This window comes from Aquabacterium commune, assembly GCF_004362855.1.
Taxonomy (GTDB): Bacteria; Pseudomonadota; Gammaproteobacteria; order Burkholderiales; family Burkholderiaceae_C; genus Aquabacterium; species Aquabacterium commune.
In genome coordinates, this window is the sequence record NZ_SNXW01000001.1 from 68,400 (window position 1) to 81,230 (window position 12,831).

The following is a 12,831-nucleotide window of genomic DNA, read 5'->3' on the forward strand; positions in this document are numbered from 1 at the left end:
ATGGCGTTACCCTGCTGCCCATGCTGGACCCGCTGATGCTGCTGCCCGACTTCCTGTTGATTGTGGGCGGATTCCTGCTGTGTCGTTTCACGGCTCTCGAACGCCCCACCTGGGACGTGGTCGAGCGTCTGGTTTACAACCTGCTGTTCCCGGCCCTGCTGTTCGCCTCCATCGTCAAAAGCCCGCTGCGCCCGACCGATGCCGCGGCCATGGCGGGCGCCGGTGTGGCGCTGAGCCTGCTCGGTCTGGGCCTGGCCACCCTGCTGCGCCATGGCCCGGGCGTGGACGCGCGCCTGCACGCCAGTGGGGCGCAGGTCGCTTTCCGGTTCAACTCCTACATCGCCCTGGCCTTGGCCGACCGGCTGCTGGGTGCGCAGGGCGTGGCGCTGATCGCCATCCTCATCGCCCTGTGCGTGCCCCTGTGCAACGCCGGTGCCGTCTGGAGCCTGGCGCGGCAAGGCGGTCACAACACCCTGCGGGAGATGGCACGCAACCCGCTGATCATCAGCACCCTGGCTGGCTTGGCGGTGCGGGTGCTGGACATCCCTTTGCCGCACTTCTTGATGGAAACGGTGGGCCGCATCGGACAGGCCGCCCTGCCCATGGGCCTGCTGGCCGTGGGGGCCGGCCTGCAATGGACGGGGCTGGCCGCCGCCCCCGGTCTGGCGGGTGGCCTGCTGGCGATCCGGCACCTGGTGCTGCCCCTGGCGGCCCTGCTGCTGGGCCAGTGGCTGGCCCTGCCCGATGCACAACGGGCCATCCTGGTGGCTTTTGGCGCATTGCCGACCGCCTCCAGCGCCTACGTGCTGGCCGTGCGCATGGGTGGCAACGGCCCGTTTGTGGCGGGCCTCATCACCCTGTCCACCTTGCTGGGCATGGTCACCGTGCCCTTGTGGGTCGGGGTCCTGCGCTGGCTGCCAGCCTGATGGGCTCACGGCGGGCACCTGCGGCCAGCCGATGTGGTCCATGGGGCGCAGGTCTTTGAGGAAGCTTGATGGCAGGCCATGGGCGGTGAAAGCAGGCAGAGGGAACGGGTGTTGAAACCGGGCTGTGGATGCGCGGCGGAAAGCTGTCGTGATCATCCGCGAGGGGCCCCGTCCAGGTCTCCCCTCTGAAGGGGGAACGGTGCGCACAATGTTCCCGCGTCAACGCGTGGCTTGTGCCACCAGGTTCGCTGCAGCGTGGCAAGCTGGTGGCCTCACACCGGGTTGAACATGCCGATGCAAATCTCTGCCACCACCCTCCAGGGCCGCCGTGTGCGGCTGGAGCCCCTGTCGCGCCCCCTGCACGAAGCGGGCATTGCCGCGGCCATCGCCGATGGCGAGCTCTGGGCGCTGCCCGTCACTTTTGTGCCGCACCCACGCGACTTGGCAGGCTTTTTCGAAGCGGCCGATGCGGCATTGGCTGCGGGACGCGAGCTGGCGTTTGCCACGGTGGACGCGGACAGCGGCGCGGTGGTCGGCAGCACGCGCTTCCGCTGCATCGAAGCAGCGCACCGGCGGGTGGAGATCGGCTTCACCTTCATCGCGCGCAGCTGGCAGCGCACGCACGTCAACACCGAGGCCAAGTACCTCATGCTGCGCCATGCCTTCGAACACTGGGCCTGCAACCGCGTGGAGTTGCTGACCGACGCGCGCAACCTGACGTCGCGTCAGGCCATCGTGCGCATCGGGGCGCGCGAGGAGGGCACGCTGCGCAGCCACATGGTGATGCGCGACGGCTTCGTCCGTGACTCGGTGATGCACGCCATCACCCAGCACGACTGGCCCGAGGTGCGGGCGAGCCTGGAAGCACGCTTGCGCTGAAGGCCCAGGCCCCTGTCAGCGCTCAGTTCAGTTGGAGGCGCCGCTGTTGTACATCCGCTGGATGTCTTCCATGGCCTGAGAGAGCTTGGCAGGCGAGCGCTCTGCCGGTTCGGTCTTGAGCTGCCAGTCGCCGAAAGCCGAAGCGCGGCGGCGTTTGAACTCGGTTTCGCGGTTGAGCGCCGCCATCTGGGCTTCGTCTTCGGGGTTGGCCACCATGCCGCCGACCATGCTGCCCACCTTGGCCTGCCAGGCTTCGGCTCGCTGGGTGCGCTTGGCCTCGTCGGGCTCCATGTCGGCCACCAGCACCACGCCCATCAGGGTGGCTTCCACCAGGGTGAATTCGCCTGACTTCATGCGTTCGGGCAGTTCGCTCATGAGCGCTTCGGCCATCTGACGGCGCTTGCGGGCATCGCGCTGCTCGTCGAGGTTCTGCCAGGTCTCGAACGCCTTCTGATAGCGCAGGTAGCTGACGATGCGGGTGGCTTCGGCCTTGGCATTGGGCTGCCGTTTCAGGGCCGCTTCCAGTGAGTTCCAGTCGGCCTCGCTGAGGTCGGACGGGCGGCCATCGGCCAGCACGGGCGGGTTGAGCTCCGGCGCCCCCGTGGCCACCACCGAGGCACTGTTGCCCATGCCAGGCCACATGCCGTTGCCTGCGTTGCTGTTGCTCTGGGCGGCACCGCCGTCGTTCGAGGGGGCGAAGGCCCAGTAAGCGCCAGCGGCGGCTGCTGCCAGGGCGGCCGCGATGGCCACACCTTGCCAGGAGCGGCTTTTTTCGACAGTGATCATGGGTTCGTCAACGAGTGCAAAGGGACGTGATGCGCCTAGGATAACGCCAGCCGGTGCGCCCTCGGGCACGGCCACGTCCGGAGAAACACCCCCCACCCCCGCGAGCAGGCGCCATGTCTTTGTGCCGGGTGGCTGGCTTGGGCACGGCGCGCCACACCGGCCACCGAAGTTGGCAGCGTCCTTGAGACAAATCAAATAGTCAGATTGACGGATGCCGCCGCAGGAGAGATGCTGCAGCGCAACACTCGCAGATTCACCCCTCCCCTCGCATGAACACCTCCTCGCTGCGCTGGACCCTGCCCCTGGTCGCCATCGCCGGTGCCCTTGGCCTGGCCTACTGGCTGCACACCCGAGACCACGGCCTGCCCGAAGGCCTGGCACGCGGCAATGGCCGCATGGAAGTCGAGCGCATCGACATCGCGGCGAAGTACCCGGGCCGCATCGTCGAGTTGCCGGTGCACGAGGGGGACCTGGTGAAGGCCGGCGACCTGATCGCGCGCCAGGACAGCACCGACTTGCTGGCCCAGCGTGACGCCGTGGCCGCCGCCCGCGACCGCGCAGGCCAGGCCATGCAGCGCGCCCAGGCCGAGACCGAGGTGCGGCGCGTGCAGGCCCGGCTGGCCCAGTTGGAGCTGGACCACGCGGGCAAGCTGCAGCAGGATGCGCTGGTCTCGGGTGCCGAGGTCGAGCGCCGCACGGCCCAGCGCGACGGCGAACAGGCGGGCGTGAAAGTGGCCACCGCGGCCATTGGCGAGGCCACGGCAGCCCGTGGCGAGGCCGAAGCGCAGATCCGCCGCCTGAACGTGGCCATCGAGGACATGAGCTTGCGCGCGCCGGTGGACGGCCGCATCGAGTACCGCGTGGTCGAGCCCGGCTCGGTCATCCCGTCCGGCGGGCGCGTGGTGACGCTGCTCAACCTGGCCGATGCGCACATGACCGTCTTCCTGCCCACCGCGGTGGCGGGCAAGTTGCAGGTGGGCGACGAAGCGCGCATCGTGCTGGACGCCGCCCCGCAGCACGTGGTGCCGGCCAAGGTGTCGTTCGTGGCGGCCGAAGCGCAGTTCACGCCCAAGCACGTGGAAACCGATGCGGAGCGCGAGAAGCTGGTGTTCCGGGTGAAGCTGCAGGTGCCGCGCGAGGTGGCCCAGCGCTACAGCCGCTACGTCAAGGCCGGGCTGACCGGGCATGGCCATGTGCGCACCGACGCGCGCACGCCCTGGCCCGCGTCCCTTCAGGTGAAGTTGCCTGAGACGACCGCTGAAGCCGCGCCTGCTGCTTCGGCCTCCGCCACGGCATCGCAGGCCAAGCCGTGAACCGCATCGCGCCCGCCGTGGTGCTCCAGGACGTCAGCCACCGATACGGCGATGTCACCGCGCTGCACCACATCTCGCTGAGCTTGCCGGCCGGGCAGACCATCGGCCTGGTCGGGCCCGACGGCGTGGGCAAGTCGACGCTGCTGTCGCTGATCGCGGGCGTCAAGCGCCTGCAGCGTGGCGGCGTGCGAGTGCTCGGCCACGACATGGCCCAGGCCCGCGAGCGCGCCGTGCTCGCGCCGCGCGTGGCCTTCATGCCGCAGGGCTTGGGCCGCAACTTGTACCCGACGCTGTCGGTGGCCGAGAACATCGACTTCTTCGCCCGGCTGTTCGGCCAGGGGGCGCGCGAGCGCGCCGCGCGCCTGCAGCGCCTGATGGACGCCACCGGCCTCAGCCCTTTCCGCGACCGCCCTGCGGGCAAGCTGTCCGGCGGCATGAAGCAAAAGCTGGGCTTGTGCTGCGCGCTGGTGCACGACCCGGACCTGCTCATCCTCGACGAGCCCACCACGGGCGTGGACCCGCTGTCGCGGCGGCAGTTCTGGGCCCTGGTCGAGGCCTTGCGCGCCGAGCGCCCGGGCATGAGCGTCATCGTCGCCACGGCCTACATGGAAGAAGCCGAGCGTTTCGAGCACCTCGTGGCCATGAACGGTGGCCGTGTGCTGGTGTTCGACCGCACGCGCGAGGTGCTGGCACGCACGCCACAAGGCACGCTGGAGGCGGCCTACATCGACCTGTTGCCGCCCGAGCAGCGCGGCAACACCGCGCCGCTCGCCATCCCGCCCCGGCTGCACAGCGAGGGGCCGCCGGCCATCGAGGCCACGAGGCTGACCCGGCGTTTTGGCGACTTCGTCGCGGTGGACGGGGTGAGCTTCCGCATCGAGCGCGGTGAGATCTTCGGCTTCCTGGGCTCCAACGGCTGCGGCAAGACCACGACCATGAAGATGTTGACGGGCCTGCTCGACATCAGCAGCGGCGAGGCCCGCTTGCTGGGCGAACCGATCCGTGCGGGCGACCTGGCAACGCGGCTGCGCGTGGGCTACATGTCGCAGGCCTTCTCGCTGTACGAAGAGCTCAGCGTGCGCCAGAACCTGGGCCTGCACGCCCGCCTCTACCGCCTGGACGGCCCTCACGCCACCGAAGCCATCGATGCCGCCCTGCGCGATTTCGACCTGCAAGCGCACGCCGACGCCAGCCCCAAGGCCTTGTCGCTGGGCATCCGCCAGCGCCTGCAACTGGCCGCGGCCTGCCTGCACAAGCCGGAGGTGCTGATCCTGGACGAGCCCACCTCGGGCGTGGACCCGGCCGCGCGCGACCTGTTCTGGCGCCGGCTGGTGACGCTGTCGCGCGAGCAGCAGGTCACCATCTTTGTGTCCACCCACTTCATGAACGAGGCCGAGCGCTGCGACCGCATCTCGCTGATGCACCGTGGGCGCGTGCTGGCCGTGGGCTCACCCGCCGAACTGCGCGACAGCCAGCAGGCCGATTCGCTGGAGACCGCTTTCGTGGCCTACCTGCAGGCGGCCGATGACACCGTGCAAGCCGCCCAGGCCGCATCCACAGCCAACGCAGCATCCACCCCCAACGCCGCGGCGTCTGCAGAAACCACGGCAGCACCCAGCGCCGCAGGTGCACCTTCGCGCCACAGCCTGAGCGCCTGGCTGGCCGGCGTGTGGGCCTTCGCCCTGCGCGAGGGACTGGAGTTGCGCCGCGACCGCATCCGCCTGACCTTCGCCCTGCTGGGGCCGATCATCCTGCTGGTGACGGCGGCCTGGAGCATCTCTTTCGACGTCGAGCACGTGAAATTCGCGGTGCTCGACCACGACCAGACCCACGACAGCCGCCAGCTCATCGGGCACTTCGCGGGTTCGCGCTATTTCGAGCAGCAGCCCGACCTGCACGCCGACGACGAAGTGCAAACCAGCCTGCGTCGCCACGACGTGAGCCTGGTGATGGAGATCCCGCCGGGCTTTGGCCGCGACCTGCTGGCCGGGCGTCGCCCCGAAGTCGGCTTCTTCATCGATGGCACCCAGCCCTTCACGGCAGAGAACGTGCGTGGCTACGCCCAGGGCATCGTGCTGGAACACGCCATGCGCTTCGCCCGCGAAACACCCGGCCTGACGCCTCCCACCCTGCCCGCACGGCTGGAGCCACGCTTTGCCTACAACCAGTCCTTCCGCAGCATCTATGCCTCCACCCCGGGCCTGTTGATGCTGTGCCTCATCATCATCCCGACCATGCTGACGGCGCTGGGCGTGGTGCGCGAAAAGGAGATGGGCTCCATCCTCAACCTCTACGCCTCGCCGGCCACCGTGGGCCAGTTCCTGCTGGGCAAGCAGATGCCGTACATCGCCCTGGCCATGGCCAGCTACCTGACGCTGGTGTTCCTCAGCGTGTTCCTGCTGCAGGTGCCGCTCAAGGGCAGCTTCCTGGCGCTGAGCCTGGGCGCGCTGTGCTTTGTGTTCGCCACCACGGCGCTGGGCCTCTTCCTGTCGGCCTTCCTGCGCTCGCAGGTGGCAGCTTCGTTCGCCTCGGCCATCATTTGTCTGATCCCCTCGGTGAACTTCTCCGGCCTGCTCTACCCAGTCTCCACGCTGACGGGCGCGGCGGTCTGGGTCGGCAAGGGCTTCCCGGCCTCGTGGTTCCAGCTCATCAGCCTGGGCGCCTTCACCAAGGGCTTGGGCATGGGCAGCTTCTGGCCGATGTACGCGGCGCTGCTGGGCTTTGGACTGCTGTACCTGGGCCTGGCACGCCTGCTCGTGCGCAAGCAGGAGGGCTGAAGCATGTGGCGCTGGCTGAGCAATGTGTGGCGGCTGTCGTGGAAGGAGTTGCGCAGCCTGGCCACCGATGTGCCGCTGATGGGCCTGATCCTGTTCGCCTTCACCGTGTCGGTGTACACCACGGCCAAGGGCGTGAAGGCCGAGGTCTCGCACGCCTCGGTGGCCATGATCGACGGCGACCAATCGACCTTGTCGCTGCGCCTGCGCGACGCCTTGCGTCCGCCCTACTTCCAGACGCCGCGCGACATCGCCCCGCAAGACGCGGGCGACGCCCTGGACCGCGGCGACTTCATCTTCGTGATCGACATCCCGCCGCGCTTCGAAGCCGATGTGCTGGCTGGGCGCAGCCCGGCCATCCAGGTGACGGTGGACGCCACGGCCATGACCCAGGCCGGCCTGGGCGTGGTCTATCTCAACGAGATTTTCCTGCGCGAGCAGCTCGACTTCTTCCACCAGCGCGGCATCGCGTCGATGTTGCCGGCGCCGCCGGTGGTGCGGCTGATGTTCAACCCGAACAACCAGTCGGAGTGGTTCAGCTCGGTCATGCTGGTCGAGACCAACGTGACGGTGCTGGCCATCATCCTGGTGGGGGCAGCCGTGATCCGCGAGCGCGAACATGGCACCATCGAGCACCTGCTGGTGATGCCGGTGCGCCCCAGCGAGATCGCCATGGCCAAGATCCTGGCCAACGGAGGCGTCATCGTGCTGGCCGTGTGGCTGTCCATCGAATTCGTCATCCGCGGCTGGCTGCAGGTGCCGCTGCCCGGCTCGGTGCCTCTGTTCATGTTCGGCACCGCGCTGTACCTGTTCGCGGTCACCTCGCTGGGCATCTTGCTGGCCACCATGGCCTCGTCCATGCCGCAGTTCGGCCTGCTGGCCGCGCCCGTGTACGTGGTGCTGTACCTGCTCAGTGGCGCGGCCACGCCGGTGGAGAGCATGCCCGAGCTGATGCAGCACATCGTTCAGATTTCGCCGACCACGCAATACGTCAAGCTCACGCAGGCCGTCCTGTACCGGGATGCGGGGGTTCGGCTTGTCCTGCCTCAACTGTTGGCGGTGTCGGCCGCAGGTGGCCTCTTCCTGGTCATCGCCTTGACAAGATTCAGGTCGATGCTGGCCCGACAGGGGTGATGCGGGCAGGTCCAGCTGCACCGCTCTCCCCATCCACGCCCCCACACATCACCCCAAGGAGCCCCAGATGCCTCACACCCAAACCGCCATCCCCAAGATGAGCTGGGAAGATTGGGTCCGCGCCCTCGACCTCCACACCCACAGCCAGGTGGGGCAGCTCATGGGTGGCATCTCGCCCATCCAGTCCACCCTGGTCTATCTGGATTGGTTGATGCACCTGATGATCTCGCCGGGCAAGCAGCTCGATATCGTCAAGCGCAGCGCCGACGACGTGACCCTGGCGGTGAACCGGCTGGTGCAAGGCGGCATCGACAGCGCCCGCCACGACCATGAGGCCGATGCGCCGGTGCAAGCGGGCTGCGCCCACCCCTTGCCGCTGCCCGTGCACGACCGCCGCTTCGCCAGCCCGGCCTGGCAGAACTGGCCCTTCAACGTGTATGCCCAGTCCTTCCAGGTGCTGGAGCACGTCTGGCACCAGGCCACCAGCTGCGTGCCCGGCCTCAACCACCGCCACGAAGCGATGGCCAACTTCGCCGCCCGCCAGTGGATGGACATCGTCAACCCGGCCAACATCCCCTGGATGAACCCCGAGGTGCTGCAAACCACGGCCAAGGAAGGCGGCATGAACCTGCTGCGCGGCGCCCACAACTGGAGCGATGACACCCAGCGCATGGTGCGCGGCCTGCCGGCGGCCGGCACCGAGCAGTTCAAGATCGGCCACGATGTGGCGACCACGCCAGGCAAGGTGGTGTTCCGCAACGACCTCATCGAGCTCATCCAGTACAGCCCCACCACCGACAAGGTCCAGGCCGAGCCCGTGCTGATCGTGCCGGCCTGGATCATGAAGTACTACATCCTGGACCTGTCGCCGCAGAACTCGCTGGTCAAGTACCTGGTGGACCAGGGGCACACGGTGTTCATGATCTCCTGGAAGAACCCGACTGCCGAGGATCGCAACAAGGGCCTGGACGACTACCGCACCCACGGCGTGATGGCCGCCCTCGACACCGTCAGCCAGATCCTGCCCGAGCGCAAGGTGCACGGCGTGGGCTACTGCCTGGGCGGCACCTTGATGATGATCACGGCCGCCACCATGGGCCGCGATGGCGACAAGCGCCTGGCCTCGATGACGCTGTTCGCCGCACAGGGCGATTTCACCGAGGCCGGCGAATTGCTGCTCTTCATCAACGAGAGCGAGGTGGACCTCATCGAGGCCATGATGGCCGAGCAAGGCTTCCTCAAAGGCACGCAGATGGCTGGCGCCTTCACGCTGCTGCACTCCAACGACCTGGTCTGGTCGCGCGCCATGAAGAACTACCTGCTGGGCGAGCGCGACCACCCCAACGACCTGATGGCCTGGAACGCCGACACCACCCGCATGCCCTACCGCATGCACTCGGAGTACCTGCACAAGCTCTTCCTGCACAACGACCTCTCGGCCGGCCGCTACGAGGTCAACGGCCAACCCATCTGGTTCACCGACATCCGGGTGCCCTGCTTCGCCGTCGGCACGGTCAGCGACCACGTCGCGCCCTGGAAGTCGGTTTACAAGCTGCACCTGCTGCCGCTGGACGTCACCTTCGCGCTCACCAGCGGCGGGCACAACGCCGGCATCGTCAGCGAACCCGGCCACAAGGGCCGCCACTTCCAGCTGCACCACCGCCCCCCGACCGAGGCCTACACATCGCCGGAGCGCTGGCAGGCCGAGGTGCCGCACCAGGAAGGCTCGTGGTGGCCGGCCTGGCAGAACTGGCTGGTGCAGCACTCCAGCGGCCTGACCGCACCGCCGTCCATGGGCGTGCCCGGCAGCAAACGCCGCCTGCCCGATGCCCCCGGCAGCTATGTCCAGCAGGAGTGATCGCCATGAGCCCCGACACCACCCCGGCCTTGCTGGAAAACCGCACCTATGAGGAAATCAGCGTGGGCGAAACCGCCTCGCTGCAGCGCACGCTCACGAAGGAAGACATCGAAGTCTTCGCCATCCTCAGCGGCGACGTCAACCCCGCCCACCTCGACGAGGCCTATGCGCGCGAAACGCCCTTCCACCACGTCATCGCGCACGGCATGTGGGGCGGCACGCTGATCTCCACCGTGCTGGGCACCCGCCTGCCGGGCCCGGGCACCATCTACGTCTCGCAGCAGCTCAACTTCCTGCGACCGGTGGGCCTGGGCGATGTCATCACCGTCAGCGTCAGCGTGACGCACAAGGGCGAGAAAAACCGGCTGCGCCTGGCCTGCGTCTGCACCAACCAGGAGGGCAAGGCCGTCATCACCGGCGAGGCCGAGGTCATCGCGCCCACGGCCAAGGTGATCCGTCCACCCAAGACCCTGCCCGAGCTGCACCTGCACCGCCACGAACGCTTCGCCCAGCTGATGGCCCTGACGGTTGCGCCAGAACCCATCGCCTGCGCCGTGGTCTTCCCGGTCGAGGCGCACGGCCTGCGCGCGGCCATCGAAGCCCGCCACGCCGGCTTGATCCGGCCGGTGTTCGTCGGCCCGCGTGCGCGCATCGCCGCACTGGCGCAGTCGCTGGAACTCGACCTGAGCGAACTGGCCGAGGCAGATTGGGTCAGCGCCGACACCGACACGGCGGCCTTGCAGGAGGCCATCGGCCTGACCCGCGACGGGCGCGTGCAAGCGATCATGCAGGGCGATGTGGACGCTGGCGCACTGCTGCGGGCCATCGTCCACCGCCAGCACGGCCTGCGCACGCACCGCCGCATCAGCCATGCCTATGTGGCCGATGTGCCCGACCACGGCACGCCCTTCCTGGTCACCGACGCGCTCGTCAACATCCAGCCCACGCTGGAAGACAAGCGCGACATCGTGCAAAACGCCATCGACCTGGCCCGCGTGCTGGGCATGTCGCCGCGCGTGGCCATCCTGTCGGCCTCGCCCGTGGTGCACAGCAAGCTGAGCTCGTCGATGGACGCCGCCGCCCTGTGCAAGATGCTGGAGCGCCACCAAATCGCAGGCGGCACCGTCGATGGGCCGCTGCCCTTCGATGCGGCCATCGACCCCGAGATCGCGCGCCTGACGCACCCAGGCTCGCCTGTCGCGGGCCAGGCCAATGTGCTGGTCGTGCCCCACATGGAAACCGGCGACATGCTCGTCAAGCAACTGCACCTGCTGGCCGATGCCGATGTGGCCGGCATCGTGCTCGGCGCGCAGGTGCCCGTCATCCTGACCAATGTCACCGACAGCCCGCGCACCCGCCTGGCCTCGGCGGCACTGGCGCTCTTGCTGGCCCATGCGAAGGGTCACCTCGATGCGGTCGAGGCGATCGATGCAAGCCCTTGAGCCGATCGACACCACCCGCAGCCATCCGACGACGACCTTGATGCCCATGCCGCACCCGCCCAAGACACTGCCCACCGCGCCCCGACGCCATCCCCTGGTGGCTGCCACGGGCGCAGCCCTCACCTTGACCTTGGGGCTGGGCCTGCTGCTCAGCCTGCCCGGCTGCACCACGGTCAAGGTCGATGTGCCGTCCGTCGGCGTGGCAACGCCCGACGCGTTCGACGAAGCGGCAGGCACCGCCAGCACCGAGCTCTCGCGCTGGTGGCAAGACATCCCCGACCCGACGCTGCAAAGCCTCATCGCCCAGGCCCTGGTCGCCAATGCCGACATCCGCGTGGCCCTGGCGCGCGTGCGCGAGTCGCGCGCCGTGGTCACACAGGCCGAGTCGGCGCTCTACCCCAGCCTGCAGGCCTTCGGCTACACCGCCCGCACCCAGACCGACTCGCTGCACGGCCCGGCCATCCCGCAGGTGACGCTGCCCGCCCTGCCTGCGCCCCTCCCCGCCATCCAGGTGCCCGACCTCAGCCCGCTGACCCACCCCAACGTCCCCATCAGCAGCTACAGCGGCCAGGGTTTCGCCGCCGCCTGGGAGGTGGACATCTTCGGCGCGCGCCGCAGCGACGCCGAAGCCGCGCGCCAGGCCGCCCTCGCGCAGGACGAGCGCGTGCACGGCGCCCAGCTCATGGTGGCCGGCGACGTGGCGGCCAACTACATCGAGGCCCGCAGCCTGGAACACCGCATCGGCCTGCTGCAGCGCAGCCTGACCAGTGCGCGCCGCCTGCAGCGCTACGCCCAAGGCCGCTTCGACGCAGGCCAGGCCACGCGCCTGGACATCGACCGCGCCCGCGCCCAGGTCGAATCGCTGGAAGGCGCCCAGGCGCCGCTGCACAGCCTGCTGCAAGCGCGCTTGCGCCGCCTGGCCGTGCTCACCGGACAGCCACCCGAGGCGCGCATCACCTTGCCCGCCCCCACCGCAGCCGCCCCGGCCGATGCCAGCGTCATCCCTGCCCAGCTGCCCGCGGTGCTGCCCTCCGACGTGCTCAGCCGCCGGCCCGATGTGCGCGGCAGCGCCCGCGTCGTGCAAGCCCTCGCCGCCCGCGTCGGCAGCGCCAAGGCCGACCTGTTCCCGCGCTTCTACGTGGGATTCCTGGCCAACGAAGGCCGCATCGACATCGGCAACCTGGCGTCCAACGGCAACTTCCTGTCCTGGGGTGCCGGCCTGCGCCTGCCCATCTTCGAAGGCGGACGCATCCGCGCGCGCATCGCCGCCAGCAACGCCCAGCTCGATGCCGCCGTGGCCCAGCACGAGCAAACCATGCTGACCGCGCTCGAAGACGTCGAGAACGCCTACAGCGCCCGCCGCGCCCTCGACCAGCGCGCCGAGCGTCTGAGCACCGCCTGGCGCACCTCCGCCGACGGTGCCCGCCACGCCCAACAGCTCTTCAGCGAAGGCCAGGGCCTGCTGCAATCCGCCATCGAGGCCGAGCTCGCCGCCCTGCAACGCGAAGACGAGCTCATCCAGGCGCAGACCGCCCGTGCCCTGGTCACCGTGGCGCTCTACAAGGCCGTCGGTGGCGGTTGGTCAGATGCCTCCGCGCCGAAGCCCACCGCCACTGAGACCGAGACCGCTTCGGGGAAAAGCGCCGCCGGTCAGCCATGAAAAAAGGCCGCGCGGTTCGCACCGTACGGCCTTCGCTGGCGACGCGCTGAAACCGAGCA

General features: G+C 68.9%; 9 protein-coding genes. 8 read left to right on the top strand and 1 reads right to left on the bottom strand.

The window, feature by feature from the left end:
* The first annotated feature begins 20 nt into the window (after positions 1-20).
* Positions 21-926 (top strand): AEC family transporter, encoded by a 906-nt coding sequence (locus EV672_RS00350; RefSeq protein ID WP_133606369.1) that lies wholly within the window; start codon positions 21-23, stop codon positions 924-926.
* Between the two features lie 294 nt (positions 927-1,220).
* A complete protein-coding gene (locus EV672_RS00355) occupies positions 1,221-1,805 on the top strand; it encodes a GNAT family N-acetyltransferase (protein WP_133605618.1) in 585 nt (194 codons plus the stop codon).
* Between the two features lie 27 nt (positions 1,806-1,832).
* Here EV672_RS00355 and EV672_RS00360 read toward each other — a convergent pair whose 3' ends face one another.
* On the bottom strand, positions 1,833-2,591 hold the full coding sequence (locus tag EV672_RS00360) for a hypothetical protein (RefSeq protein ID WP_133605619.1): 759 nt from the start codon (positions 2,589-2,591) through the stop codon (positions 1,833-1,835).
* A 269-nt stretch (positions 2,592-2,860) separates the two neighbouring features.
* On the opposite strand from EV672_RS00360, the gene EV672_RS00365 reads away from it, so the two are divergent.
* From EV672_RS00365 to EV672_RS00390, 6 genes are all read left to right on the top strand, one after another.
* Positions 2,861-3,904 (top strand): HlyD family secretion protein, encoded by a 1,044-nt coding sequence (locus tag EV672_RS00365; RefSeq protein ID WP_133605620.1) that lies wholly within the window; start codon positions 2,861-2,863, stop codon positions 3,902-3,904.
* Between the two features lie 5 nt (positions 3,905-3,909).
* Complete coding sequence (rbbA, locus tag EV672_RS00370) at positions 3,910-6,681, top strand: ribosome-associated ATPase/putative transporter RbbA (RefSeq protein WP_133606371.1); 2,772 nt, start codon at positions 3,910-3,912, stop codon at positions 6,679-6,681.
* Between the two features lie 3 nt (positions 6,682-6,684).
* Complete coding sequence (locus EV672_RS00375) at positions 6,685-7,812, top strand: ABC transporter permease (RefSeq protein WP_133605621.1); 1,128 nt, start codon at positions 6,685-6,687, stop codon at positions 7,810-7,812.
* Positions 7,813-7,879: 67 nt separating this feature from the next.
* On the top strand, positions 7,880-9,670 hold the full coding sequence (locus EV672_RS00380; RefSeq protein WP_133605622.1) for a PHA/PHB synthase family protein: 1,791 nt from the start codon (positions 7,880-7,882) through the stop codon (positions 9,668-9,670).
* A 5-nt stretch (positions 9,671-9,675) separates the two neighbouring features.
* The gene (locus EV672_RS00385) at positions 9,676-11,112 is read left to right on the top strand and encodes a bifunctional enoyl-CoA hydratase/phosphate acetyltransferase (RefSeq protein ID WP_133605623.1); all 1,437 of its coding nucleotides are present in this window, start codon (positions 9,676-9,678) and stop codon (positions 11,110-11,112) included.
* On the top strand, positions 11,099-12,772 hold the full coding sequence (locus tag EV672_RS00390) for an efflux transporter outer membrane subunit (RefSeq protein ID WP_166643392.1): 1,674 nt from the start codon (positions 11,099-11,101) through the stop codon (positions 12,770-12,772). The genes EV672_RS00385 and EV672_RS00390 overlap by 14 nt, the downstream gene beginning before the upstream one ends.
* The last annotated feature ends 59 nt before the right edge of the window (positions 12,773-12,831 follow it).

What these genes read in the sequence shown, in the direction of transcription:
- EV672_RS00355 (WP_133605618.1), top strand. Translation starts at nt 1,221, where the DNA reads ATGCAAATCTCTGCCACCACCCTCCAGGGCCGCCGTGTGCGGCTGGAG.
- EV672_RS00385 (WP_133605623.1), top strand. Translation starts at nt 9,676, where the DNA reads ATGAGCCCCGACACCACCCCGGCCTTGCTGGAAAACCGCACCTATGAG.
- EV672_RS00380 (WP_133605622.1), top strand. Translation starts at nt 7,880, where the DNA reads ATGCCTCACACCCAAACCGCCATCCCCAAGATGAGCTGGGAAGATTGG.
- EV672_RS00360 (WP_133605619.1), bottom strand. Translation starts at nt 2,591, where the DNA reads ATGATCACTGTCGAAAAAAGCCGCTCCTGGCAAGGTGTGGCCATCGCG.
- EV672_RS00365 (WP_133605620.1), top strand. Translation starts at nt 2,861, where the DNA reads ATGAACACCTCCTCGCTGCGCTGGACCCTGCCCCTGGTCGCCATCGCC.
- EV672_RS00350 (WP_133606369.1), top strand. Translation starts at nt 21, where the DNA reads ATGCTGGACCCGCTGATGCTGCTGCCCGACTTCCTGTTGATTGTGGGC.
- EV672_RS00390 (WP_166643392.1), top strand. Translation starts at nt 11,099, where the DNA reads ATGCAAGCCCTTGAGCCGATCGACACCACCCGCAGCCATCCGACGACG.
- EV672_RS00375 (WP_133605621.1), top strand. Translation starts at nt 6,685, where the DNA reads ATGTGGCGCTGGCTGAGCAATGTGTGGCGGCTGTCGTGGAAGGAGTTG.